Origin of the sequence: Desulfogranum marinum, assembly GCF_963675105.2 — a bacterium.
Lineage (GTDB): Bacteria > Desulfobacterota > Desulfobulbia > Desulfobulbales > Desulfobulbaceae > Desulfogranum > Desulfogranum marinum.
Window position 1 is genome coordinate 443,489 of record NZ_CAXXRO010000005.1, and the last position, 26,020, is coordinate 469,508.

Below are 26,020 nucleotides of genomic sequence, written 5' to 3' on the forward strand. Positions count from 1 at the left end.
CTAAGGTGTTGTACCAAAATAACTGTGACATAACGAAGAGATTGGGCGAAAAGGCAGTCAATCAACCGGCTCATTTATTTCGTTACAGACCCTAACTGCGGCATGGCCTCTCTGTACAGTGCTGCCAGTTGTCTAATCAGGGCTTTATTGTCGAAATGGCCTTGCACATGTTTTTTTCCTTCACGTGTGACGCGGCTACGCAGTTGTGTGTCTTGCAGGATACGTAACAGGGCATCTGCAAGGGCTGTCGAGCTTTTTGCCGGCACTGCCAAGCCTGTTTGTTCAGTGATTAATATCTCAGGCAGGGCCGAAATATTAGTACCCACTGCAGGAACCCCCATTGCCAGGCTCTCGACCAGGACATTGGGAATACCGTCCCTATCACCATTTTTAGCAATTTTGCACCCAAGGACAAAAGCATCAGCAGCTTTGAGTTCTTCAATAACATTTGCATGGGGCATGGTACCAAGCCAGCGAGTTTGCTTGCGCAGGCCGCTTGCGCAGATCTGCTGTATGACCTGCTCTTTGTCGTCTCCATCACCAATTAAGGTGAATGTAAAAGAGATCCCCTTTTTTTTCAGTAGTTGCAGCGCTTCCAGGATATGGGGAATACCTTTTTTTTCGGTCAGTCGGGCAATGGTGAGAATTTTATAGGGAGGGGCAGGGGGAGCCTTTTTTACTGTGGCAGTGAAAAGGTCCAGGTCGATTCCATGGTACACGCAGTGGATTGGTGTGGGCGTCTCTTGCGCAAGGGACCGTAGATAGTCGACATTGTGCCTGGTACAGGTCATGACCATTGAAGCTAGTTCTATTTTTTCCCGCAGCTGATTAGGGTTTGAGGTGTAGATATCCTTGGCATGCGCGGTGAAACTAAACGGCAGGCCACTGAGCATACTGGAAAACAGAGCCACCGAAGAGGGGGAGTGGGCAAAGTGTGCGTGCAGGTGGACCACCTCCGGAGATTTGGCCAACAGGTGATGGGTCAGGTAGCAGCCCTGCATCAAGTGTTTGAGGGTCCCAAGGCTTCGCGTACGCTCAAACCGTTGCCCTGCTTTTTTGAGTACTTCAAGAAAGCGTGCCGGATTGTTGACCGCATACAGGGTTGTCTGCAAAAGTAGCCTCTGAAAATCAAGGAAAAGATCTGTGGGAAGGTAGTCGACCCTGGCCTTAATTTGTTTTACCGAATCATGGCAAAAAGACTCCCTTGGCAGGCGCATGGAAAATATCCTGATCGGAATACCAAGTTGTTCGAGCAGGAGTATCTCGTTGGAGATAAAGGTCTCTGATATGCGGGGGTACCCCTTGAGTATCATACCAAGGGTTGGTGGGGAAAGAGATGGAGCATTCATAGTTATTGTACCAGATTGTGGGCGCCCACGATGTCAACTGTCGCAAGCAGCTCCCTGTTACATTGGGTCAGTGCGGCGAGAGTGGCTTTGTTGGGGTGGCCAATACCAATGGCCGAACCGTTTTTTTGAGCCAGTTGAATCAGTTTTTTAATCTGCTTGCATATTTTTTTGGGATCATGGTCGTTATCGAGAAAGACATGACGCCGGTTAGTTGGGATGTTGAGACGTTGAGCTTCGTCCAGTCCTTTTGATTGTGCCGTGGTAAAGGAGTCGATATAAAAGAAGCCCTTTTTTAGCAGTGTTAAGAGTACTGTTTGCATGGCCTCCCTGTTTTCAGAAAACAGGGACCCCATGTGGTTGTTGGCACCAATGGCATGGGGAACAACGCCAATCAATTGCTCGGTTTTGGTCCGTAAAAGGACCTTGTCATCTTTCAGATACAGTGCTCCTTCTCCAGGGTTCCATTGTGGATCCTTGGGCTCCATGGGGATATGAACAAGAATATCACTCCCTTTCTCGTGGGCGATTTGCGCATGCGTGGCAGTAAATGGTGCTAAGGGAAGAAAGGAGTAGGTCAGGTTTAGCTCAAGGGCTAACAGGCGCTCCCCCAATATCTGGTGATGGCCCATATCATCGATGATGATTGCAACCTGGGGACGCTTTTTTTGAAGTACGACGTGTTTGCTCTTTGCGGCTGTTACACTAACGGATGCTTGTTGCTCCGTGTGAGGAGGCGGGTCAGGTTCTTCAAAGACGATGAGCAACGCATTAGGAGCAACCTCCTGCACGTGCGGCAGTTGGGAACTGGGTGCAGCCTCGGTGGCTACCTGGTCTTTTTTTTGTTGATTACCGCAATTGCTCAAAAGAAGAAGAATAGCCAAGAGGGTAAAGCAGGCAAAAAACCGTTGTAAGGAAGTGAGAAAAAGCATTGTGGACGATTATTTTTTTCTTTGCAGTATGTACTGACCAAGCGCCTGGAGTACGGTCAGGCTTTCCTGGTCGGGGTGCTGGTGAAAAAGTTGGAGCGACTGTTCTGCGTCTTCTATCAGAGCTTTTGCCGTTTTTTCTGCAGAAGCGAAGCCGTCATGGGACGCAATCAGTTTATGTGTCTGCTGATAGGCCTGGGGCGAATGCCTATCACCTGTAATCAGTTGTCGCAGCAATGCTCGATGTGGGGCATCGGCCTGGGCATAAGCTCGAATAAAAGGGAGGGTGATTTTCCCTTCAACAAAATCGTTTCCCACTGCTTTTCCTGTTTCCCGGGCCTTTCCTTGATAGTCGAGCAAGTCGTCAACTACTTGAAAAGCAGTGCCTATTTTATCGCCGAACAGAGAGAGAGCCTTTCTTTCATCATCACTGGCTCCGCCATAGAGTGCTCCTATTTCGCAGGTAGAGGAAATGAGGTTACCGGTTTTACATTGAATGATTCGGAAATAGTCTTTTTCCGTTGCCTCCGGATTGGCCACACAGCGAAGCTGAAGAAATTCTCCGTCCACCATGCCTTCGGTTGCTTGGCAAAAAATGGTCAAACCGATTTGGCCGCCCAATTTACCAACCAGGCGCATACTCCTAGAAAGGAGCCAGTCACCAGCCAGGATAGCGGAGGAAAAACCGTATTCGGCAACCAGGGATGCCTTGCCTCGGCGCTGTTGGGCATGATCAATGATGTCATCATGGATGAGGCTGGCTACATGCAGATACTCAAAGGCCGCAGCCAGCCTGTAGAGATCGTCATCGTCTCGTCCGCACAGTCTTGAACAGAGGATGGCCAATAACGGTCGTATCCGTTTACCGCCGCTAAATACGGCATAGTTGACTATCTCTTGCAATAGGGGATCGCATTTGCTCAAAACATGGGAAAGGTCAGCCTGTATGGCAGACTCCACCCTGATGTTGGCTGCAGCCGCATGTTTCTTGAGGTTTTCAATATAAACTTGTTCAGTGGGCATCATTGTCGTCACGAAAAAAATCAGCAACCTGCTGGTATTCTCTGGTAAGCGGACTCGGCGGCAGGCTTTTTAGAAAGCGGCGGCCATATCCTTTAGTAAAAAGTCGTATGTCCAAAATAGCAATCACCCCTCTGTCATTGGTGGCTCTCATCAGTCGACCAACTCCCTGGCGCAAACCAAGAATGGCCCTTGGGACTTGGAATTCGAAAAAAGGATTGCCACCATTTGCCTTGATGCGGTTAATCCTGGCCATAAGAACAGGGTCACTGGGTACTTCAAACGGCAACTTATCTATGATCACTAAACTCAAGGATTCTCCAGGGATGTCTACCCCTTCCCAAAAACTGGAAACAGCAAAAAGTACGGACCGGATATCCCTGCTGAATTGATTCAGCAATGCATGCCGAGGTGCTTCCCCCTGGATAAGCATCGGATATGGGATGTGTCCTTTGAGACTGTAAAAGGCCGTTTCCATTGCTTTAAAAGAAGTGAACAAGACAAGCGCCCTTCCCTGAGCACTTTCAATGAGTTGTTTTATCTGTTCCTGTACTTTTGCCGTGTAAGCGGGTGAAGCAGGCTCTGGAAAATTATTTTTCGGAATATAGAGCAACGTTCTGTTGAGATAATCAAAGGGTGACGGGAACGAGAGCGTTTTTGTCTGTTCCGGTAGCCCAAGCCGTTTGCAAAAAAAGTGAAAATCACCGCCGGTGGTCAGCGTTGCAGAGGTGAACACACAGGCTGAGACAGATGCGTAAAGGGTAGACTGTAATTCCTGGGAAACATCAATGGGAGTGGCAAAAAGGGCAATGTTTCTTTCCGTTCTCTCAAACCAGTAGGTATAATGGAGTTCATCAGCCGGGCAGTCGTCAAGCGAGTCGGCAGTAATCAGAGTGAGCCTGGCTGCCAGTTCATGGCAACGATTAGCATACTGCTCCCATGGTTCGTCGCCTCCTCGTATATTGTCCAGGTTGGCACCCAGCTTTTCAAGTGCGTTAAGGATGCTTTGCACTATATTTTCAAGGGTGGAATTATGCTGCAGTACCTGGTCCAAAGGAAACCTGCCCCTTTCCATTGGTAGCTGCAGGTTCAACGATTCAATCGCTGCCGTAAGGGAAGTGGTCTGGGCGAGGGTGAGTTTTTTGTTTGTATCGGCTAATGCAGTGGACGCGCTACGCTCAATATCACCGACTAAATCGGTTATTTGGTATTTAGAAAAAGAGTACCCAAAAAAATTGGAAGCCACATTTTCGATGTGATGCGCTTCGTCAAAGATAACAGCTTCGTAGCGAGGAAGAACCTCTCCATACCCTGTTTTGCGGATAGCTAAATCAGAAAATAAGAGGTGGTGGTTAACGATAAGCAACTGACTTGCAGCTGCGTCCCGGCGAAGTCTGCTAAGGAAACAGCGGCTGCTTTCCGGGCAGTCACTGCCAAGACAAAAATGGGAGAGGCAGCAAACTTTCTGCCACAGCGGCGAGTTCGAAGGAAGCCAAGAGAGTTCTGAACGGTCACCATACATGGTGTCCTCAACCCATTCATGGATTGTTTGTTTTTCTTCCCCATCCAGCAAGGAAGATTGTTTTTCGGTGTTAAGTTGGTGCCATCGGTACAGGCAAAGGTAGTTTTGCCGACCTTTAACGCACATGGCCTGCAGTTCAGGGGCTATATGTTGCTGAATAAAGGGTATTTCCCTTTTAATAATCTGGTCCTGAAGATTGCGGGTATTGGTGGAAACGACCACCTTGCGACCGCTTACAACTGCCGGTATAAGGTAGGCCAGGGTTTTACCCAGTCCTGTTTCTGCCTCAATGGCCAGGCATTGCGCCTGATCTTGTTCGCCAAAAGGCAAGTCATCGTTGCTTGTAAGGAGATCATAAACCGCTGCTGCCATATCGGCTTGGCCAACTCGAGGCTCAAATCCCGGCATATGTCGAGACAATAGGCCCTTACTGCCGTAGTAGTCATCCATGTGGTGTTGTGTTTATTGTGTCAATTATGTCTGTAACTATTTCAACGACCTGGAAGGAGGGGTCATCGGTCATGGATCGGACAAGTGCTATTGCCTGGTCTGAGCCGATTATACCGAGCAGATTAACTGCTTCCCCCCGAACCCATTCCTTTTCGTTGTTGAGAGCCTCTGCAAGAGAGGGAATCGCTAAATGGACGTCTTGGGGGCATTCAACAACCAGGTGCTCATAGAGCACTGCAAGACCAAGCCGGACGGCAAAACGCTGGTCAGCAAGCAACGTTCCGCTCCACGTATGACAGCGTGGCTCCTGCTTGAACAGAGCAATAATATTATCAACATGTCCCATTTCCAAAAAATCTGCGATAACGATTTGCAGTTCATCGTCACTGACAGTGGACTGGGGCTGCTTGGTAGCGTGAATAGGTTGTGTATGCATAGTAGAGTGATACGTATCAGTTAGCCGGTATCTTTCCTCGGTTCATGCGGTGCCGGGGTGAAAGTGTTTGGTAGTAAATAGGTAAGCGCAGACTCCGGGTAAGCGCAGACTCCGGGTAAGCGCAGACTCCGGGTAAGCGCAGACTCCTATCCAAGTCTCCACTCACCTTTTCCTGCCGAAACACGAAAGGTACTGGTGCCGCATGGATTGATCTTTGGTCAGTATATTTTATATATTTTTCATGTGATAGGTTTTAACAATATAAATACGAACTGATTCATATCACGCAAAGAATGACAAGATGCTCATGAAAAAATCGGATAAGCTGTCTCTGCATACCATGGGACCCTTGATGAGGCAATGTGAGAATGCAATCACGATCCTTGACACACCATATTTTCATGAGTAGAACCAAGGGGTACGCGACTATTTCTGCAAATTATTGAATAAAGGTTGCTACTCACAGGCAGCCCATGAAGTCTTCCGTTGGTCGCTTACCTTTTTTGGCGGTCACGATCTCCCGCATTGATAGGCTGGCAGTGTCTTCGCTTACCTGCCAAAAATTGCGCCTGTTCAAAAACGAGGCACTTGTAACTGGTTACAAATAAAGCACATTTCCAATGAAGAAATCGCAAAACTTGCCTCGTCTAGGGGCGCCGCAAAGTGATGAACTGCTGCAGCGGGATGAAGTTATACTTATCGTTGACGACTTCCCGGACATTGTCGGCTTGTTGCAGGAGTTTTTGGTTAATGAGCAATTCCCCACCATTACTGCAAATTCTGCAGCCGGCCTTTTTCAGGCACTTCGCGAGCATAATGTTGCTTTGGTTTTATTGGATATCGGGCTTCCTGATGCCGATGGAATGGGCTTGCTGCCGGAGCTAAGAGAACAATACCAGGATCTCTCTATTGTGATGTTGACGGCGGTCAGCGATTTGCAAACCGCCCTTTCCTGTATACGCCTTGGAGCTGATGATTATCTTGCCAAGCCCGTTCATTTTACAGACTTGTTGACCACAATACAAAAAGTCCTTGAGAAACGCCGTCTCCAGATAAATAACAGATTGTATCAGCAACAATTGGAGCAGGCACGTTTTCGTCTCCAGCTTGCCCATGAACTTGCGATTAAGATGAATACCGCTTTCCTGAGCCTGGTGGAACTCGATGAAATTCTGCAGGCAATTTTAGTCGGTATTACCGCTGAAGAAGGGTTGCAGTTTAATCGGGCGTTTTTAGCCTTGTTTAATGATGAAGGTACTCAGCTCCAAGGACAGATGGCCATAGGGCCCGGCAGCATGGAGGACGGCGGCCGCATCTGGCACAATCTTGAGCAGCTTGACCTGGATTTCCAGGATTTGCTATCCCGCAGTAACGTGCTTGCAAGCGATACAGAAGTAAATCGGATTGTTAAGGCTATTTGTGTTGACGTAAAAGAAGAAGACCACCTATTTGTTCGGGCGGTGCGAACAAGACAATCCATCAGCGTTGTCGACGGAAAAAGTGAGTTCCAGGTCCCTGTGGAATTAATAGGTCTGCTGCAGGAAGATTCTTTTGTAGTGGTCCCGCTATTTTCATCCAATCGTTCCTTGGGCGTCATTATCGCAGATCATTATATTTCCAAAAAACCCATTACCTCTGAACGTGTTCAGGCGCTGGAGAGTTTTGCAAGTCAAGCCAGTCTGGCCATTGAGCACTGTCATCTGTACATGGAAATGGACCGGAAGATTAAAGAGCTTGAGGCAATGACCCGTGAACTGGAGAAAAATAAAGACCTGTTGATCGAAACCGAAAGATACTCAGCGGTTGGTCATGTAGCTGCGGAGTTAGCCCATAACATACGTAACCCTATTACTTCCATTGGTGGTACAGCCCGCTTACTTGCAAGAAAAACAGAAGACAGTCAGTGGCTGCAGTTTCTCAATATGATGACCAGTGAGGCTGAAAAAATTGAAGCTATCCTTGAGGATCTCTTTAGTTTTGTGGAAACATCGCAGCCTTCTTTTGCGTCTGTGCCGCTTTTTTCAGTTATTAACAAATCCATGCTCCTTCATTACCCTGGTTTACATGAACATGCTATTACCCACAAACTTATATTTCCAGATAGAGAGCCTGTGCTTTGTATTGATCAGCAACTGATCCAGAAAGTATTGGTACACCTTATCCGTAACAGTATCGAATCAATGCCGGACGGAGGTGAGCTCACTGTAGAGGTAGTAGAGGGGGAAGGCGAGGTGCAAATTATACTAACTGATACTGGCGTTGGGGCTGGTGGGTTCGGCTTTGAGCAGAGGACTGAGTCAGCTGCTTTTACAACCCAAACCGTTGGCACCAGTATGGGGCTGATGCTTGTGCAGCGGATTGTTGAAGACCATCATGGTTCATTAACAATACAGGCCAGGGCAAATGGAGGAACAAGGGCGGTGGTGACTCTGCCTGCCTGATAAAAGCGCAAGCTGTTGGTAGCTTGGTGGAAGGGATTTTTTCTTTGCAGGGAGTTATAAAAAAAGGCGAGCCCTGTACAAGGCTCGCCTTTTTAGATGTACAACTGCTAGATGATGTAATTCAGATTAAAAGTTTACATCAAATTTAGCATAGGTACCGAAAGCACCGTCATCTTCTAGTACTGAATCAAGACGACCATCGTAGGATGGGCTCAGGTAGCCTGCGTACCAAGAGAAGGTGCAACCTTTGGATACAGCATACTTGAGAACACCGGAAACTTCCATTGCATCGAATACACGATCGGTCTGATCTGCAGGGAAATCGTCGTTGGTGTCTGCATCTGCATAGACCAAGTTACCCGTGAGGCTCAGGGCTTCAGTTACTGCATAGTTAACACGAAGACCAGCCCAGTACATATCGACTGCGCTACCACCAATTGACAATGCACCAATTGGTTCTTCACCGCCGAGCATTACGAATCCGTAAAATGGGTCAGGTGCAAAACCATCTTTGGTGAAACCAAGGTCAAGAGCGAGAGTCAGGGCATCCATGCTCCAGCTACCGCGAACATAACCACCATATCCGTCGTCAGTGCCTGCGCCTTGAACCTTATCAAGGGTTACGCCGTTTTCTGCATAGGCAAATTCACCTTCGATACCGAATGCGTCAGCAATGGTACCTTTTGCAAATATGGAGCCCCAGAAACCATCAGCATTACCGTTACCGGTATCTACCAAAGCATTGTCTACAACTTGTGTTTCAACACGGTCGTCGGTATCATAAGCAGCGATAGCACCTATTGACCAGTTCTCAATGCTGGTGACGGTTAATGCTGCACCAAAACGATAGGAATCATTGTCTTCCAAAATATCCTGAGGAATGCCATTAACCTGACCCTCGGACTGTACTTCGAGGAAAGGAATTACCTGGATGCCGTCAGCAGCATAGATACCACGGAAACCAGCCAGTCCGATATCATCGTACATGAAACCGTTACCATAGCTTACACGATACTTACCACCTTCGAGGGTGAAAGCGTCATTGAAAGGAATACCGATGTATGCTTTGTCAACATAGATGTTGTCGTCGGCAGCTATGGAAGTTGTACCATTAAATTTCTCTTCTGCCAGGCGGATACGACCGTGAATGTATGCGCCGCCTGCTGCGGTACCGCGTATTTCAAAACGAACACGGGAATCCATGGTGGTATTGGCATCAGCGTCGGTGTTGCCGAAATCATACTTGTCTTTGTAGATTACACGGGCACGAGCATTACCGGTAATTTTTACGCCGGACTGGTCGTCCATTTCAGCCGCAGTAGCAATGCTACCAGCCATAAGCAGTGCTGCGCCTGTTGCGAGTACTTTTTTCATCTTGATCTCCTCATTAAAAGGTCTTGTTTAACGCCTCTTCCTCTAGAAGAGGAAAAAACTAAATTTCCGTCATGATTCACTGTCAAAGTATAACGTTGTTCAAGGAGAGTCAAGTTTTTTTTACTTAAAGTTTAATTTTTTTTACTTTTCCTGTTGGTGGGCAGAGATAATGACTAATAAACAGTTATTTAGACCTTGGGGAGTAGGCTGTTTTGGATGGTTACCATTTAGCCAGATCTCACGGAGTCTTGTGCTTGCGTTGTCATGTTCAAAATTTTATCCTCGGAGATAAGGGGTAGACTTCGATACCAAATACCGTCCTGTGGTAAAAGTCATCGTACCCGAGAAAATGGTTTGCCTGAGCTCGAATTCAATTGCTACTCATTCAAGTTGCCCATCAGTGTTATTTTTGTATTTATCCGTCGGCGGGTTGCTGCTGATTGTCGCTGTCAGCTTTTAATCGCAGGCGATAGCCGTTAATGGTTGCAGAATTGGTCTGCCAGAATGCGAAGGGGTAGCTTGTTTCTGCTTCGCTGAAAACAAGGAAAAAATCCTGTTGCCCCTCTAGTTGCTTGGCAGCACCCATCACCTGATAATTAATTATGTAATCAGGTCGTTTTTGGGTCTCCAGCAATGGGGTGAGCATGTTGGTTTTCCATGTAAGCGCCATTATGGTACCACCGTCAAAATACCTGAGCCTCGGCATAAAACGGACATGCTCTGCCTGGTTGCGGCCGACCAGGACGTCGTTAATACCATCACCGTCCAGATCGGTGATAACAAGCCTTGATTTGATGTAGGTCGGTACGGTTATGGAACGTTCTTCGTTGCTTGAGAGGGTGCCGAAAAAATTGCGCCCTGCACCGAACTGTTCGCTACTTGTCCACATCACACTGCCCGCTTCATTAAGCACTTGTAACCGATTGCCAGGCGTAATCAGTATTGTTTCTTTGCTTTTGTCCCCAGTTATATCGGCTACCGTAAAATCGTATACCTGAACGCCTTTTGGGAGGCCGATTTTTTTCACTCGGGTAAAAGTCCCTTGGCTGTCTCTTTGCAATTCGTATATTGCACCGTTGCTTGGCAAGGTGGGCGTGCCAACCTGGCCGTAGAGGATAGGGGGCTGGCCTGGTTGCGAAACCGCACGTAAATAGTAGGGGATATTACGTTGTATTACCTTTGCCTTTTTTCCCTGCCAGGTAATAATGGCAGAAGAAGGCCTGTTGCCGCTATTGCCGCTGATGTACAGTTCTTGTATCCCGTTGTTGTCCATGTCGGCAAAGGTAACCGAATGTAAGCGCAAATGGTTATCCAGTGGGATGTTGCCTATGGTATGAAAGGTATTTTTTTCAAACCGGTACAGTTGAAGTTGAGAATCTGTTAACAGCAGAATCTCGGTAACGCCGTCACCATCAATATCCACTGCGTTTATATCCTTCACATCCTCATAGATTCGCCCGCTGCGATGAGAGCTAACCAGCTCGAATCGGCCACCGATGCCGAGTCCTGCCATTGTGCTGTGCAGTAAACCTTCTCGGTAGGTACGGTCCGGGTGGGCTGTATGGAAAGCTGCTACACCATCTGCAGCAGGCGACTCCTTAGCTTTTGTCGGTTGGGGATGGCCGAATATTTGACCGCTGATTTTCCACGACATGTTGTCTACAGCATCCATGGCCTGGTTTATACCGACAAGAGGTTCTTCAAACTTGACCGGCCCCCGGCCTGGTGATTTTTGAAAAACATAGCTGGTGAGAGTAAAAAGACTATCCTGACGGTCCAGAGAACCGAATATGAGATAATCGGCATCTGTTTTGGCAAGTAATTTGCCAAAAGCATTGTATTGACCGCCCTCCAGGAAGGTAGCCAGTTGTTTGCCGGTACTTTTTCCCGCAATGGGCTGTATCTTTGCGCGGGTGGCCAGTCTGCTTGAGAGTACCGAACTCAGGCCGTTTTCAAGATAAGCGTAGGAGCCTGGAACATTGACGGAAAACGGCATGAAAAGCACCTTGCTCCCTTTAGGGGGAGGATTTTCTGCATAAGCAGTGGAATAGCTTATGAATACCATCACCACCAGTAAGGCTGCAAATGAAAGGCGTAAGGCTTGTATTGGAATGGGAGTGGCAGGGATGAGATGAAAGGAATTGTGTGTGGACACTGTAGAACTCCTATTGCTGCTTTTTTATAAAAGAAATATTTTTAAAAATATAAACAGTGATCTAGCCGGCCTGGTTGTTTCCTTTTCAGCTTTCCCCAAGGGGAAGAAGGGCGGACCATTGCCTCTGTGACACTGCTCAAGGAGGCGGTTTTTCAGTACTCCTTAAACGGCTTTGGCGGATTACTGGTTACTGCTTGAGGCCTCCGTTAAATATAGCGGTCAGTATACCTGATTTATAGATTGAAGAAAGAGGTATCTTGCAAGAATTTCAGTGATAAGGCACTGCTGTCAGGCCTTTAAGGGCAACTCTTTGTGGGAATATTCAAAATATAGGTAGTGGAAAACCTGCCGGCCCGAATTCCTCATCAGTTCAGGTGGTGCCGGATTCAAAGTTTTTGGTAGTAATACTGAACAAGATGGTGTCGCATGGACTGACTTTGGGTGAGCATATCTTTTTAAAATGATAAAATGCTCACTGAGAAATTCGGGCTGTTGCTTGCCGGCCTGCATTGCTCCTTGCTCAAAGATCATCAAGGCGTCGCCGTCGATCACACATGGAACCGGAAGCAGAGTAGGGGAGGTACACCTCGATAACCCCTGGTTCTGGGGAGTAAATAGTGTTAAGTATTTCTTTTGAATACCATATTCCTGCAATTTGTTGATCAGGAGTGACTATATACCCACCCCGATAGGGACAGTACGCACTGAATTCACTTTTGTACCAAGCCAGCCATTCTTTGATGAGTTTTGGGGTAACAGCTATTTGAATCCAAAGGTTGGACTGCAATCTATAGGCATTGTCAATGGCAATGATAGCATCGGGACGAGCTTTTTGGCCGGTATAATAATAAGTGTGATTTTGAAGGATTGTGGCCGATGTAAAAAGTTTTTGCGCCTCCTGGTTCTGTTGCCAGTTACCGGTAGGTCCTTTGGCAACGCAGCCAATGGACAGAAAAACAGGTAAAAGAATAGACAGCAGGAGTAAGGGTATACGGTTGATCATGATTTTTTCCTTTGCGCAGGAAGGTTGAAAGCCTCAAGGCATACACAATATATTGACGCATAATATACTGGAATTGATTTTTTATTGAGAGAAAAATGACATATTTGATGACATCGATTTTTGTTGCCCGAACAGCTGGTACACGTTAGGCTAGCCCGGAATTCTCATCAGCTCAGGCGGTGCCTGGTTTCAACTTTATAATGCCGGAATACTGAAGAAGATGGTGCTGTATGGACTGACATTCGGTGAGTATTTTGTCAATTTTATATTTGATTGGTTTTGATAGTATGAATATGAAATTATTCATATTTTCAAAAAACGACAAAATGCTCATGTAAAATGTGAGTTAAACGATTATGAAATGAACACCCTCGTATTGCCTTGTTATCGGTATAGAGGTGTATGGCCAATCAGGTGGAATAACCACCATTGACAAAAGAGCCGTGATGGGAACATCCAACTCCTACAATATCCTTATTTATTCCCATGACACGTACGGTCTGGGTCACATCAGGCGTACCATGGCTATTGCCGGGCACCTGAGAGAGTCAACCGTTAATGTCCTGATCCTGACCGGGTCGCCCATTGCCGGGCGATTTTCGTTTCCCGAAAACGTCGATTTCGTGCGTATTCCCGGGATGATAAAAAAAACAAATGATGAATACCAATCGCTTTCCATTCGGATAGATCCGGAACATGCATTAAATATTCGTCGGTCCATTATTCTTACCACTGCGAAAACCTTTCGCCCAAATTTATTTTTAGTTGATAAGGAGCCTCTGGGGTTAAAAAAAGAGGTACTCCCTACTTTGGAGTGGATTCAGCGTTACTGTCCGCATACAAAAACTGTTCTGGGACTGCGCGATATAATGGATGATCGCGAAACCGTCAGGGCTGATTGGGTGAATAAAGATGTGTATCGTCTTCTCGATCAACTGTATTCGGAAATCTGGATCTACGGGCGAAAATCAATTTATGATGCAGTTAAAGAATATGGTATTCCGGATTCTGTAAAAGAGAAAATTGTTTTTACCGGTTATCTCCCCCGCAGAGTGGCAGGGGAAAAAGCAAAAGTCAAGACTCGTAAAAAATTCTGTGTCGGCAAAAATGAGCAGATGATCGTGGTAACCACCGGCGGTGGCGGAGACGGCTACGATGTTATGGATTGTTTTTTGACAATGCAGGAAGAGGGCATCTTTCGCCAAGGGAAGAGTATACTTATCTCCGGTCCTTTTATGCCACTGAGCATGAGGCGCAAGTTAGCAAAGCGTGGTCGAAAACTGCAGATAAAGCTGCTCCCTTTTTATCCGAGAATGGAGGAGATGATCGGTGCCGCAGATCTGGTGATTTCCATGGGTGGATATAACACCATGTGCGAAATTCTGAGTCAGAAAACGCCCTCTCTCATCATCCCTCGTGAGACGCCACGCAAAGAACAGCTTATAAGAGCGCAGGCCTTCCAGCATCAGCAATTGATAGACTATCTTCCCTGGAACGAATTGACACCGCAAAAGCTAGGCGGAAAAATAAATGGAATGCTGGCTAATCTGCAGCCTTATCAGCAGGCGATGGATCAGTTTGAGCTGCGAGGCATAGACTGCATAAAGCAACGGTTACAGGTCTTTCGTGAGGTTGGATAGCAGTTCAGTCTTGCCGTAAATTGTTTTTTATAAGACCAAAAAACAGGCCATTGCCGCTGAACCTCCACCCCATATGTCGATGGCAATTCCTGCAGAGTACCATCTGCCACCTATATCCGGCAAACCAGCTAAATGCATTTGATGGCTTTCCTTCCGGATATACCCCCACTGCTTCATGGAAACAGCGAAGTTCAAACACAATGCCGGCAGGATTGAAAAAGGTGTGTTCGTGGCTGTTGTTAATAACAGCAGTGTGCTTGGAAGTGGTGATGATGGAGCTGCAGACGCTGCAGCGTATTCCATGCTCATCGTTTTCTCCTGGACCACAGTCATCATCTGTCAGGGGCACTCCCTTTTTGACCGGGTCCAGTTGAATACGACAATTAAACGGAAAAGCTCTTCTACTCCTTGTCTTTGGCAGGGCTATTCTTGTAGTGGTCAACAATGGTGTTTACCATGTCGTTAATGGTATAACTCTCGGGTTGTATATCTACTTGCAAGCCGCTTTCTGTGACGGTTTTTGCCGTAATCGGACCGATGGCGGCGATGGTTACCTTGTTCAACAGCTGCTGTAGCTCGTCATTGTCCTTGGCGTCAACCATGGAGAGAAAGTTGGTTACCGTCGAGGAACTGGTAAAGGTCAGTAGGTCGATATCGCCTTCAATCAGCTGGTCGCGGAGTTCTTCTTTTCTGCCTTGCGGCGGTACGTTTTGATACACCGGCACCACGTCGACATCGGCTCCGGCGTCGACCAGTGTCTCTGGTAAAACTTCACTTGCACGCAGGGCGCGCGGAAGAAGTATTTTAGATCCTGCGCCGACCTTTGATTCCAGCAGGGCCTCTGCCAGGCCTTCACCTGTAAATCGTTGCGGGATAAGATCTGCCCGCAGCCCGTATTTGAGCAGCTCCTCTGCCGTTGCTTTCCCAACTGCCGCAATCTTTGGGCCGGCAAGGCTGCGGCTATCGAGACCACTTTGGTACAGTCGTTTGAAAAAATACGTTACCGCGTTAAGACTGGTAAAAAGTATCCACTGATATTGTTTGATATCGGCAAAGGCTTGATCCAGAGGTGTGTAGTCGCTGACCGGCTCTATGTGGATGGTTGAGTATTCAAGGCAATCAGCTCCGTGTTCCTCAAGCTTGGCAACCAGTTCACTGGCCTGTTCCCTGGTTCTGGTGACAACGACTCGCTTGTCAAAAAGAGGCCTTTTTTCGTACCAATCAATGGTCTTGCGCAGCTTGACTACCTCACCGACTATAACCAGGGCAGGGGGCTTAATATCTGCTTTCTGCACGACTTCCGTAATAGTGGCAAGGGTTCCTTCCACCGATCGTTGCTGCGGGGTGGACGCCCAGCGAACAACTGCCACCGGAGTGTCGGGGGATCTACCGTAGTCGATCAGTTTTTTGGTAATAAGCGGCAGGGTTTTTATTCCCATATAAATAACAATGGTTCCCGCCCCTGTGGCGAGTTTGTCCCACTGAATATTGGAATATTTTTTGGTGGGGTCTTCGTGGCCGGTAACAAAGGCAACAGATGCTGTATAGTCTCGATGGGTAATGGGAATGCCGGCGTAGGTGGCAGCAGCTGTTGCGGAAGTGACACCTGGGACCACTTCAAAATCAATCCCTTCGGCAACAATTTCTTCTATTTCCTCGCCGCCACGTCCAAATATAAAAGGGTCGCCACCTTTTAAGCGGACAACTATATTGCCTGCTTTTGCATGGTCCACCAGGAGCTGGTTGATACCTTCCTGGGTGTAGGCATGCAGGCCGCCACCTTTTTTTCCGGCATAAATGAATTTGGCGGTTTTAGGCACATAGTTGAGCAGTTTTTTATTGGCCAGGTAATCGTAGACAACAACCTCGGCTCGTTCGAGCAGGTATTTTCCGCGAAGAGTAATAAGTCCTGGATCGCCGGGGCCGGCTCCAATCAGATAAACTTTGCCGGCAGGTTTTTTCTGGTCTGTTTTTTGTGTGGTCACTGGTTACTGTACCGTTGAATAGTATATCATGAGTAAGGCTGACCCAAAGGAACAATCAATCTTGGGCGCTGTACACTTCATCTAAAATAGCCTTTCCGCCTCGGTCGAGCAGGATCTCTGCCAGTTGAGTGCCGAGTTGAGCCGCTTCTACGGCAGGTCCTTCGATGGAGTCTTTTAAAATGGTGGTACCGTCAACACTTGCCACAAGCCCTGTGAGGCATACCTTGTCGCCCTCAAGGGTTGCATGGGCACCGATAGGAACCTGGCAGCCGCCATCGAGTCGGATGAGAAAGGCTCTTTCCGCAGAGACTGTGGTTGCAGTGTGATCGTGGTGAAGAAATTGCAATCCCTGGAGGAGCTCTGTATCATCTTTGCGCAGCTCCAAGCCCAGTGACCCCTGACCAATTGCAGGCAGCATTTGGGTAGGAGTAAAGAGGGCTGCTATACGTTTTTGCATGCCCAGTCTGTTGAGTCCTGCACCGGCAAGAATGATGGCATCGTACTCTCCTTGCTCCATTTTTTTTAACCGGGTGTCAAGGTTGCCTCGCAGGTCAAGTATGCATAAATCAGGACGCATTGCGGCCAGCTGTGATTTTCTGCGTAGGCTGGATGTCCCAATTTTTGCCCCTTGGGGAAGGTCTTCAATGCTTTTGTAGTGGACGGAAACAAAGGCATCGGCTGCCGTTTCTCTTTCAGGAATTATCGCGACATGCAAATCTGCGGGCAGTTCGGTGGGGACGTCCTTCATGGAATGTACAGCAATGTCGACTTCGTCGGCCAGGAGAGCGTCTTCTATCTCTTTGACAAAAAGTCCTTTGCCGCCGACCTTGGCCAGAGGAACATCTAGGATCTTATCACCCTTGGTAGTGATTCGAACGAGTTCAACCTTCGTGTCAGGGTATTGGTTTTCAATCTGATCTTTGACCCAGGTAGATTGGGTGACTGCCAGCAGGCTGGCTCGAGTTCCTATACGTAACAGGGGACGCATGAAGTATCTTCCGGTGTTGAGTTATTATCAGGTGTATGTCACAGGAGCCATATACAGGCTCTACTGAGATTTGTCAATTTCATCGAGTAAGGCCGCAGCAAACAGAGGCAGCATCAGCTCATGATGGCCGGTGAAATTAAATCCCTTGCCGCCTTCCAGGTTGGGACGATGGACAACGTTGGTTGCAGGGCGGTAATGACGAATGAAATCAAAATTAGCAGTGGTGAATTGGGTCACCTGGTGGCCTAGATTGCGGACCACGGTAAGGGCTTTTAAAAAAACCTCCGGTAACAGCACTGCCGAGCCGACATTGAGGTAAACTCCTCCCTGGAGATGACTGATCAGGCTGCAAAATAGCCTGAAATCGTGGTGCCCTGCACTGCCGATGGAGCCACCGTCAACACTGGGGTGAATATGGATAATATCGGTGCCCATGGCCACGTGTACTGTTACCGGTACCTTGAGCTTATAGGCTGCAGCAAGGAGGCTGTGCTTGTTGTGGGGGAAGTTTTGCTCACAGAGCATTTTGCCGACTGCTTCACCTATCCCGATCCCTTGTGCTGCTCCCCGGTTGATGGCGGTATTAAGATGTTCTCCCGTCTCTCTGGCAGCACCAAATGCACCTTCGCCGAGTACATCGGCAACTTCCTCTGAGGTGCGTCCGACCATGGCAATTTCCGTATCATGGATAATTCCCGCTCCATTGAGCGCTATGGCGGAGATGATGCCCTGTTCCATAAGTGAGATAAGGATCGGATTAAGACCAACCTTGATTACATGGGCTCCCATGCCAAGAATAATTGGGTGCTGTTGCTGATGTGCCAGTGCTGTCCGGCTGATAAACTCAGGGAAATCAATGCCCATGAGTTGAGTGGGTAAACAGTTTATCAGTTGGCTGACTGTCATTGCCGGGTGAACCGGTCCGGCAAAGTCGTCAACGCTGACCTTGGAGTGCCGGTCATGGACAGAGTAGGTATTCAGTTTGTCAAATTGCAGAGGGTCGATAGTATATCTAGACATTGTCTACAGTGGGAGGAGTGAATTTCTGGAAGAAACTGGAAACTATTACTACTGGTCGGCAAACATTTTCATTTCAACAATTTCGCAAAGCATATGCTCGACCCAAAGATGGGCTTCCTGGATATGCGGGGTCTCGTCTGATGGTACATTCAAGACCATGTCACAGATCTCAGCCAGATCTCCGCCGGGTCTTTTGGTTCCGCCCGTGAGCGCAACGGTTTTCATGCCGATCTTTTCGGCTGCTTCCATTGCTTTGACCACATTGGTAGATGTTCCTGAGGTAGATATCCCAAGGGCCAGGTCTTCGGGTTTGCCAAAGGCCTCAACCTGTTTTGCGAAAATAACGTCAAAGGAAAAATCATTGCCGATGGAGGTGATAACCGAGGTGTCGGTGGTGAGTGCCAAGGCAGGGAGTGGACGGCGGTTAATCAGGAAACGATTGACAAACTCTGCGGCAAGGTGCTGTGCATCTGCTGCGCTGCCACCATTGCCGAAAATCAGCAATTTCCCGCCGGATTCAAGCGTGTTTTGGGTCCACTCGGTCAGCTCAATGATTTTGTCAATGGAGCTTTGTGCAAAGGCTTCTTTAGCTGTGATGGATTGAACAAGATTTGAAACTATAAGTGCTTTCATGACCACCATCAATGATTGAAAAAAGGGCAGCTGTCAAATAAAAAAACGTTTCCGTACAAGTTATGTACGGAAACGTTTTTGTCATGTATGAAATAAGGCTGCTTACGGCAGGTCTTTCATAATAGCATCAGATACTTCTTTGATGGCCATGGAACCATCAACAGAGATCACAGGGATACCATCAAGGTTTTTGAAGTAGTTAACAGCGGCCATGGTGCCTGTCTTGTCATCATAGTAGATGTTATGGCGCTTGTTGATTGCTTCTTCATCCTGGTCATCTGCGCGGGTGGACAATTCTCCGCCACAAACACGGCAAACCAGCTTGCCGTCTTTTTCTACCGGCTTGATGGCGTCAAAAGCGATGTGGTTTGGATGGTTATTGTCGTTGGCACACAGGCGACGACCCATGATGCGCTCTTTAGCAATTTCGCGGTCCAATTCGATCTCAACGACACAGTCGAGTTTCATGCCGGCTTCTTTCAGTGCCTTGTCAAGAGCCTCTGCTTGTGCAAGAGAACGTGGGAAACCGTCAAGGAGCCAGCCATTTTCTTTAGATTTGTTGAGGGTTTCCAGAACCATAGGGATGGTAATGTCGTCTGGTACCAAATCGCCTCGGTCAATATATTCTTTTGCTTTCTTACCAAGTTCAGTGCCGCCTTTGATGTGCTCACGGAAAATTGCTCCGGATTCAATGTGGTCGATACCATATTTCTCTTTTACGATGGCACCTTGGGTACCTTTACCGCTGCCGTTAGGGCCGAAAGTAAGAATGTTCATGCCGGTCTCCTTTGAGTATTTTTCAATGGTAATAAGTGTCTAACGTCTTGAATTCTAATAAGAAAACAAGGCGGAAAAAATGAATGGTCTCTCATTAACTCGCCGAGTATACAGCAAGTCGAAAGCTTTGGCTATGAAAATGATTGGTCAGGTGAGCTTTGGCTTGTCGCCAATTCAACAACATAGAATCCCAGACTGATGTTTAGTGAAGTTATATTCCAGAAAGAGACAAGCTATATTTTTTGACAACCGATGGTAAAGCGATTAAAAAAACGTGCGAGGTTGTATGTCCCTTAAACTCAAGGCTATCTTGAATAATTGCCATTTCGCCCGACCTCAGCGTTATGCTCAAAATTTTATCCTTGGAATATTAAATATATGCCTGTGGTAAAATTTTTCACATGCCTTGATCTCGAACGAAATTACTAACAATTCAAGATACCCTCAATATAGGTTGATTGACCATGAAAAAAATTCAGGTTGGAATAATTGGTTTTGGTACGGTAGGCAGCGGGCTTGCTGAGGTTTTGTATAGCCAGCAGGAACGGATTATGAAACGAACGGGGATAGATATTTCCTTGACCAAAGTTGCTGACACCTCCTTGACTGTCCTGCCCGATCATTTTAGTGATGTTACCTTGGTCCAAGATGCCAAAGAGATAATCAATGACCCTGATATTGACATTGTTGCGGAATTGATAGGGGGCATAGAACCTGCTAAAACTTTTGTCATGGAAGCCATTAAGGCCGGTAAACACGTGGTTACCGCCAACAAGGCCCTTTTGTCCCAGGAAGGGCATGATATTTTTAGTGCTGCTGCTGAACATGGAGTTGAAGTCGGTTTTGAAGCCAGCGTTGGTGGAGGCATACCGGTTATTAAGTCGCTTCGTGAAGGGCTGGTTGCCAATAGGATTTTGTCCATCATGGGTATCATGAATGGGACCGCCAATTATATTTTAACCAGGATGACGGACGAAGGCGTGCCTTTTGACGTCGTGCTCAAGGATGCCCAGGAAAAGGGTTTTGCAGAAGCTGATCCCACCTATGATGTTGAAGGGATAGATACGGCCCATAAACTCGCGATTCTTATGTGCATGGCCTATGGGATGAATATCACCCATAACGAAATCGCCACTGAGGGGATTTCTCAGATAGAGCCACTGGACATTGAGTTGGCCCGTGAGTTCGGCTGCCGGATCAAGCTGCTCGCGATCAGTCGTAACCATGGCGAACATGTCGAGGCGAGAGTACACCCAACCATGGTGCCGGAGAATCATCTGCTTGCCTCTATTAATGGGGCCTATAATGCCATCCATTTCACCGGTGATACCGTCGGCAACGTGCTGCTGTATGGATTGGGAGCAGGGAAGGTGCCAACCGGCAGTGCTGTGGCTGCAGATGTGGTTGACATTGCGCGTAATATCAACTCCGGTTCAGTGGGCAGAGTCCCACCGCTGGCATATATGCCGGATCAAATTCAGGACCGCCGGATCACACCCATGAACGAACTGTTCGGGCCCTACTATTTCCGCTTTACCGTGCGGGACGAGCCCGGAGTGTTGGCAGCTATTTCCGGCATCCTTGGTCAGCATAATATCAGCATCGAATCGGTGGTGCAGAAGATACGCGAGCAAAATAGTGCCGTACCGTTGGTCATGTTGACGCATACAGCCAAAGAATCATCCGTGGTGGCAGCGTTGGAGGAAATTAAGGCGCTTGATGCTGTTGTGGCACCGATTGTGAAAATTCGTCTTCTTGAAGAAGAACAGGGGTAACCTGAGCCAGGGGAAAAGATATGAAATATATATTACTGATCGGCGACGGCATGGGCGACGTGCCTGTCCCTTTGCTCGGCGATAAGACGCCGATGGAGGCTGCTGCCACCCCGGCCATGGATCGTTTGGCCAAAGAAGGAGAACTGTTGCTTGTGCAGACCGTTCCAGACGGATATCCACCGGGCAGCGATGTTGCCAATCTTTCCCTGCTTGGTTATGAGCCGGAGAAATATTATACCGGCAGAGCGCCGCTTGAAGCAGCCAGTATGGGCGTAGAAATTGAGGCCGATGAGCTGGCTTTTCGCTGTAATCTGGTGAATGTCGAGTGGCTGGGTGATCGGGTGACGATGATCGATTACAGTGCCGGTCATATTTCCACTGAGGAAAGTCGGCAACTGATAGAAGCGGTACAGGAAGCCTGCGGGACTGAGGTTTTACGGCTGTATCCCGGGATCAGTTACCGACACCTGGTTGTGTATAAGGGCGCTATTCCAAGTGCGCTCCAGACAGTCCCTCCCCATGATCACATGGATCAAGACGTTACTGCGTATTATAATCTCTATAAACATGATGCTGCTTTGTTCAAATTGATGGAACAGGCTGCTGAAGTACTGGCAAATCATCCTGTCAACGCGCAGCGAGCAAAAGAGGGGAAAAAAACAGCCAACTCTCTCTGGCTGTGGGGGGAAGGTAAGCGGCCGGCAATGGAGACTATACCCGCACGTTATAAGGTGAATGGCGGTATGATTTCAGCGGTTGATCTGTTGATGGGGCTTGGCGTTCTCAGTGGTCTGGAAGTGGTAAAAGTCGAAGGCGCAACCGGCTATCTGGATACGAATTATAAAGGTAAGGCTGAGGCTGCCTTGCAGGTACTGGCTGAAAAAGATTTTGTGGTTGTTCATGTCGAGGCACCTGACGAGACCGGCCATCAAGGGTTGGCAGCTGAAAAGGTGAAGGCCATCGAAGACTTTGACCGGCAGATTGTAGCGCCCATCATCAAAGGAGTTGAGGCAAGCGAAGAACCATTTCGGGTTGTGGTCACCATGGATCATTATACACCTGTTCATCGCCGGACCCATGAAGACTGGCCTGTGCCCATGCTGATGTATGATAGCCGTGGCGTGGAAAATCCTTCCGGTCGACCCTATACCGAAAAAGAGGTGTTGACTGCGATAGAGCAAAATGGCTTGAAGCTGGCTTCCGGCGCAGCATTTTTCAGCCGTTTCATGGAGCGGGTGGTTGATAATGGCTAAATCTTTTTCAGCAAGTCTCCACGAACCGATTTTCAGGACGACCTACCGGGTTATTTACGGTGATACAGATGCAGCAGGCGTGGTGTATAATGCCAACTATCTCCGTTATTTTGAGATAGGGCGCACCGAGATGATGCGGGCATGGGCTATACCGTATAGCCAAGTGGAACAGATGGGGTGTGTGCTGCCCATTACCGAAAGTTATATCCGTTTTAAAGCACCAGCCCGCTACGATGATTTGTTGACCATCGCAACATCACTGGTCGAAGTGAAAAGAGTCTCATGCCGTTTCCACTATGCTATCTATCGCACAGAGGAAGGTGGGCGGGAACAGTTGCTTGTAAGAGGCTTTACAAGCCTTGCCTGCATCAATGCAGAAGGCAGGCTCACTGCCTTTCCCGACGAGTTGATGGAAAAGATTTCAGCCTTGGTACCCCAAAAAGAGGTGTAATGCTAAAAATATTGTTGACAATATCTCAGTCTCTGATATAGTGCCTCGCACGGAACGCGGGGTGGAGCAGTTCGGTAGCTCGTCGGGCTCATAACCCGAAGGTCGCTGGTTCAAATCCGGCCCCCGCTACCAACAGATTCAAGGACTTACAGTATAATTGCTGTGAGTCCTTTTTTTTTTTGTAAGCACGTTGAATAAAAACAGCTTAAATGAGCGCCATTCGGTACAGGGTACCTTTTGGAAAGAGAAAACGTGACCTGTTCACTGTTTCCCTTGACAATATCTCAGTCTCTGATATAGTGCCTCGCACGGAACGCGGGGTGGAGCAGTTCGGTAGCTCGTCGGGCTCATAACCCGAAGGTCGCTGGTTCAAATCCGGCCCCCGCTACCAATAGATTCAAGGACTTACGGCTTGTTTGCTGTGAGTCCTTTTTTTTTGTTTTTAAGTGCATTGCCAGCAGACTGATCAATCCAAATAAAAAGGGTTGTAAAAAAAAAAATTAAACTGTAGAGATAGGCGCACAGTGCCGCCAAATGAAAAAGGGTATGTAGCTTTAAGCTACATACCCTTTTTGGGGGAGGAGTAAATTTTGTCGGCAATACTCTTTCGGTCTATTTTGTCTGATTTGCCTTTGAGAAATCGAAGCCCAAACAACGTGTTTAGTGGTGAAGAAAAATCATTTCTTTTTCCGGAGCCGTTTCATTGCCAGACGAATACTTGTTCCCATACGTTCGATGGCTCGGCTGAGTTGACCAATCTCATCACTTCTTTTTAGGCCGGTTATTTCCAGGTCGAGTTGTCCCTGGCTGTATTTGTCTGCGATATCAGTCAAGTTACGGATTGGCCCGGTCAGCCATTTTGAAACGAGTAATGCACTCACCATAATCATGGCCAGGGTAATCGCGAATAAAATAAGATTTTTTTGGTTTTCCGCTTTAATCAGTTGATAGGCTTCAGCGTAGCTCTGTTGACTTATCATCGTGAATCCTTGCGCTGTTTTCTGGGCAACAGCAACGATTTTCTCTCCATTCAAATTTTCAAAAATCGTTTTGGCCTGTCCGTTTTGCAGAGCGGTAAAGGCGTGATGCTTGCTCAGGTCTACCCTTGCTTCGGTCATTTCTGCATCAGGATGGGCGATGACCTGACCATGTTCGTCAAGCAGGAACGTAAAGCCTGTCACGCCTATTGTATTGTTAACAATTTTTTCAGAGAGCTCTGCCAGGGTCATAGCCTGGGCTAAGACACCTCTTAGATTACTGTCAGCATCAAAAATGCCTGTTGCTAATACCATTGCCGGCTTACCCGATGTCTTCCCGATCAAAACTTGTCTGCCTATCTGTTGGCCTGCTGCAACTTGTTTAAAATATGCGCGGTCACCATAATACTTTAATGGCTTACCATCGCTTCGACTGACATTGTCTCCTTTGATGTCAACGGTAAAGGTGAGATACGACCAATCGTAATATTTGATAATTGATTTTAAAATCGAAGTCTGTTGATAAGCTTCCATGGACTGCATCGAAGCAAGGGACGCATTCTGAATGAGCATCCTTTCGTTCATATCGATCCAGGCATCGACATAGGTAACAAGCTGTTCATTTATAGCTGAAAGCCCTAGATTGACCTTGTCATTGGTAAGTTTCGTAATATTTTTATAACTCAGGAACCAGATAGCCATAAGTGGGACCAATGCCACTATGAGAAGCATAATTGATAACTTTTGCGATATTCCAAATTTTACTTTCGCTTCCATTTCTTTCTCCGCTATAATTTTTCTGGGATAACGAATGAACAGTGCACTCAGGGTATTTTACTTTTTTGAGCTACCAGCTTTAACATGGCTGAGCAGGTGGTTTACCTGGCTGATCACTTTTTCAACCGGGTAACCCGGTTGTTGGATGACTCCGAGATAATATTGCTGGAGCGGGAATATGTGCAATCCTTGCCCCTTGCTCTGCGCAAAGCTAAGGGAACGGAAAAAGGAAAAGCCTGAAGTTTCCATGATGGCTAGAGCCTGTTTGCTGCAAATAGCGATTAAAGAAGAATAGTCAGCAGGGCCATCAACAAGATGGGCAAGGATATGGCCATCATCTTTGACGAGTAAACAGCCTCCAACCCCCTCGATTGTATTAACCCTGGCAAGAAAATCTTTTACGGTGGCCATGCCTTCTACCTCCCGCCTATTTGTGCAGTGACTTGAGCAATGCTTTCTCTGAATCGGCTAATTTGATCAGTATTGTCGATCTCCTCCTCGAACAATTGGATCAGCACTTTTACGTCTTTGAGCGTATATTTTCCCTGCTCCCTCCAACTTTCGACAACCTCGTCAAAAATAATATCAGCCATGGGACCAAGGATCTTAGGCAACTGCTCTTGAATTTGTTGTAAAACAGGCGTGACATTTTCGGCGGGGGCGGGAGTTTCTTGAGGGGAAGAAGGGGGCGGCGGTGCGACGGTCTTGCTTGTTAATTCCTGCTGCAGCAGATTTAGCGACATGGTAATGAGATTTTGGTTATAATCCGGATCACAAAGAAGGAAAATAATTGACGTTTCGTTTAGTTCACGGGCAAGAATTGCAGATTCGTCATACTGCAACGATAAATCCGTAAGATCGGGAAAACTCATGCGGCCGGCGCTGAGTAGTTTTGTTAGGAGTTTGCCTATCTCGGTCAATTTTTGTTCTGTGAAAATGGCGGGGAGGTTGGTTGCCAACATCCCGTTTTGACTATGGTAAACACCTGCACCGATGACGCCTGATAGATCCTTAAGGTCGTCAAGAATTCCTTTCATTGTTTTCAAGCTCCTTTAGGGTAGCAATCTG

At 47.5% G+C, this 26,020-nt stretch carries 22 protein-coding genes and 2 tRNA genes; 7 read left to right on the plus strand and 17 right to left on the minus strand.

Translation table 11 applies throughout. The features are described from left to right. Positions 1 to 74 precede the first annotated feature (74 nt). Genes ACHZCY_RS22465 through ACHZCY_RS22485 form a run of 5 tightly spaced genes read right to left on the minus strand, consistent with a single transcriptional unit; the run spans position 75 to position 5,703 of the window. Positions 75 to 1,349: a glycosyltransferase family 4 protein gene (locus tag ACHZCY_RS22465; RefSeq protein ID WP_319550472.1), complete on the minus strand. Its 1,275-nt coding sequence runs from the start codon at positions 1,347 to 1,349 to the stop codon at positions 75 to 77. A 2-nt stretch (positions 1,350 to 1,351) separates the two neighbouring features. Next, the gene (locus tag ACHZCY_RS22470; protein ID WP_319550473.1) at positions 1,352 to 2,278 is read right to left on the minus strand and encodes a divergent polysaccharide deacetylase family protein; all 927 of its coding nucleotides are present in this window, start codon (positions 2,276 to 2,278) and stop codon (positions 1,352 to 1,354) included. A 9-nt stretch (positions 2,279 to 2,287) separates the two neighbouring features. Further along, on the minus strand, positions 2,288 to 3,301 hold the full coding sequence (locus ACHZCY_RS22475; RefSeq protein ID WP_319550474.1) for a polyprenyl synthetase family protein: 1,014 nt from the start codon (positions 3,299 to 3,301) through the stop codon (positions 2,288 to 2,290). Beyond that, positions 3,288 to 5,267: an ATP-dependent DNA helicase gene (locus tag ACHZCY_RS22480; RefSeq protein WP_319550475.1), complete on the minus strand. Its 1,980-nt coding sequence runs from the start codon at positions 5,265 to 5,267 to the stop codon at positions 3,288 to 3,290. The genes ACHZCY_RS22475 and ACHZCY_RS22480 overlap by 14 nt, the downstream gene beginning before the upstream one ends. After that, a complete protein-coding gene (locus ACHZCY_RS22485; protein ID WP_319550476.1) occupies positions 5,260 to 5,703 on the minus strand; it encodes a HEAT repeat domain-containing protein in 444 nt (147 codons plus the stop codon). The genes ACHZCY_RS22480 and ACHZCY_RS22485 overlap by 8 nt, the downstream gene beginning before the upstream one ends. A gap of 620 nt (positions 5,704 to 6,323) precedes the next feature. Between ACHZCY_RS22485 and ACHZCY_RS22490 the strand changes: the two genes are divergently transcribed. After that, on the plus strand, positions 6,324 to 8,144 hold the full coding sequence (locus ACHZCY_RS22490; protein WP_319550477.1) for a response regulator: 1,821 nt from the start codon (positions 6,324 to 6,326) through the stop codon (positions 8,142 to 8,144). A 126-nt stretch (positions 8,145 to 8,270) separates the two neighbouring features. On the opposite strand, the gene ACHZCY_RS22495 is transcribed toward ACHZCY_RS22490, so the two are convergent. From ACHZCY_RS22495 to ACHZCY_RS22505, 3 genes are all read right to left on the minus strand, one after another. Continuing rightward, a complete protein-coding gene (locus ACHZCY_RS22495) occupies positions 8,271 to 9,518 on the minus strand; it encodes a porin family protein (protein ID WP_319550478.1) in 1,248 nt (415 codons plus the stop codon). A 415-nt stretch (positions 9,519 to 9,933) separates the two neighbouring features. Further along, positions 9,934 to 11,673: an FG-GAP repeat domain-containing protein gene (locus ACHZCY_RS22500; RefSeq protein ID WP_319550479.1), complete on the minus strand. Its 1,740-nt coding sequence runs from the start codon at positions 11,671 to 11,673 to the stop codon at positions 9,934 to 9,936. A 520-nt stretch (positions 11,674 to 12,193) separates the two neighbouring features. Then, positions 12,194 to 12,676, minus strand: coding sequence for a hypothetical protein (locus ACHZCY_RS22505; RefSeq protein ID WP_319550480.1), 483 nt, complete (start codon positions 12,674 to 12,676; stop codon positions 12,194 to 12,196). Positions 12,677 to 13,122: 446 nt separating this feature from the next. Here ACHZCY_RS22505 and ACHZCY_RS22510 point away from each other — a divergent pair, with 446 nt between their 5' ends. After that, positions 13,123 to 14,316: a glycosyltransferase family protein gene (locus ACHZCY_RS22510; protein WP_319550481.1), complete on the plus strand. Its 1,194-nt coding sequence runs from the start codon at positions 13,123 to 13,125 to the stop codon at positions 14,314 to 14,316. 27 nt (positions 14,317 to 14,343) lie between these two features. Here ACHZCY_RS22510 and ACHZCY_RS22515 read toward each other — a convergent pair whose 3' ends face one another. The 6 genes from ACHZCY_RS22515 to ACHZCY_RS22540 form a co-directional block, all read right to left on the minus strand. Continuing rightward, the gene (locus ACHZCY_RS22515) at positions 14,344 to 14,625 is read right to left on the minus strand and encodes a hypothetical protein (protein ID WP_319550482.1); all 282 of its coding nucleotides are present in this window, start codon (positions 14,623 to 14,625) and stop codon (positions 14,344 to 14,346) included. A gap of 92 nt (positions 14,626 to 14,717) precedes the next feature. Further along, positions 14,718 to 16,301 (minus strand): uroporphyrinogen-III C-methyltransferase, encoded by a 1,584-nt coding sequence (gene cobA, locus ACHZCY_RS22520; protein WP_205223874.1) that lies wholly within the window; start codon positions 16,299 to 16,301, stop codon positions 14,718 to 14,720. Positions 16,302 to 16,356: 55 nt separating this feature from the next. Continuing rightward, complete coding sequence (gene hemC / locus ACHZCY_RS22525; RefSeq protein WP_319550483.1) at positions 16,357 to 17,289, minus strand: hydroxymethylbilane synthase; 933 nt, start codon at positions 17,287 to 17,289, stop codon at positions 16,357 to 16,359. A gap of 60 nt (positions 17,290 to 17,349) precedes the next feature. Beyond that, positions 17,350 to 18,309, minus strand: a complete 960-nt coding sequence (locus ACHZCY_RS22530; RefSeq protein WP_319550484.1) for a GSU2086 family protein — start codon at positions 18,307 to 18,309, stop codon at positions 17,350 to 17,352. A gap of 48 nt (positions 18,310 to 18,357) precedes the next feature. Further along, on the minus strand, positions 18,358 to 18,942 hold the full coding sequence (locus ACHZCY_RS22535) for a D-sedoheptulose-7-phosphate isomerase (RefSeq protein ID WP_205223877.1): 585 nt from the start codon (positions 18,940 to 18,942) through the stop codon (positions 18,358 to 18,360). A gap of 102 nt (positions 18,943 to 19,044) precedes the next feature. After that, a complete protein-coding gene (locus ACHZCY_RS22540; RefSeq protein WP_205223878.1) occupies positions 19,045 to 19,719 on the minus strand; it encodes an adenylate kinase in 675 nt (224 codons plus the stop codon). Positions 19,720 to 20,183: 464 nt separating this feature from the next. Here ACHZCY_RS22540 and ACHZCY_RS22545 point away from each other — a divergent pair, with 464 nt between their 5' ends. The 5 genes from ACHZCY_RS22545 (at position 20,184) to ACHZCY_RS22565 (ending at position 23,589) form a co-directional block, all read left to right on the plus strand. Further along, the gene (locus tag ACHZCY_RS22545) at positions 20,184 to 21,494 is read left to right on the plus strand and encodes a homoserine dehydrogenase (RefSeq protein ID WP_319550485.1); all 1,311 of its coding nucleotides are present in this window, start codon (positions 20,184 to 20,186) and stop codon (positions 21,492 to 21,494) included. 20 nt (positions 21,495 to 21,514) lie between these two features. After that, positions 21,515 to 22,747, plus strand: a complete 1,233-nt coding sequence (locus ACHZCY_RS22550; protein WP_319550486.1) for a cofactor-independent phosphoglycerate mutase — start codon at positions 21,515 to 21,517, stop codon at positions 22,745 to 22,747. Continuing rightward, a complete protein-coding gene (locus ACHZCY_RS22555; RefSeq protein ID WP_319550487.1) occupies positions 22,740 to 23,198 on the plus strand; it encodes an acyl-CoA thioesterase in 459 nt (152 codons plus the stop codon). The genes ACHZCY_RS22550 and ACHZCY_RS22555 overlap by 8 nt, the downstream gene beginning before the upstream one ends. A gap of 55 nt (positions 23,199 to 23,253) precedes the next feature. Continuing rightward, positions 23,254 to 23,330 (plus strand) — tRNA-Met (locus ACHZCY_RS22560). Between the two features lie 182 nt (positions 23,331 to 23,512). Continuing rightward, positions 23,513 to 23,589 (plus strand) — tRNA-Met (locus ACHZCY_RS22565). A 286-nt stretch (positions 23,590 to 23,875) separates the two neighbouring features. Here ACHZCY_RS22565 and ACHZCY_RS22570 read toward each other — a convergent pair. The 3 genes from ACHZCY_RS22570 to ACHZCY_RS22580 are packed head-to-tail and all read right to left on the minus strand — an operon-like array spanning position 23,876 to position 25,989. Beyond that, positions 23,876 to 24,952 (minus strand): cache domain-containing protein, encoded by a 1,077-nt coding sequence (locus ACHZCY_RS22570; RefSeq protein ID WP_205223882.1) that lies wholly within the window; start codon positions 24,950 to 24,952, stop codon positions 23,876 to 23,878. Positions 24,953 to 25,009: 57 nt separating this feature from the next. Beyond that, positions 25,010 to 25,363: a roadblock/LC7 domain-containing protein gene (locus tag ACHZCY_RS22575; protein ID WP_319550488.1), complete on the minus strand. Its 354-nt coding sequence runs from the start codon at positions 25,361 to 25,363 to the stop codon at positions 25,010 to 25,012. A gap of 5 nt (positions 25,364 to 25,368) precedes the next feature. Next, complete coding sequence (locus ACHZCY_RS22580; RefSeq protein ID WP_319550489.1) at positions 25,369 to 25,989, minus strand: hypothetical protein; 621 nt, start codon at positions 25,987 to 25,989, stop codon at positions 25,369 to 25,371. Positions 25,990 to 26,020: the final 31 nt, after the last annotated feature.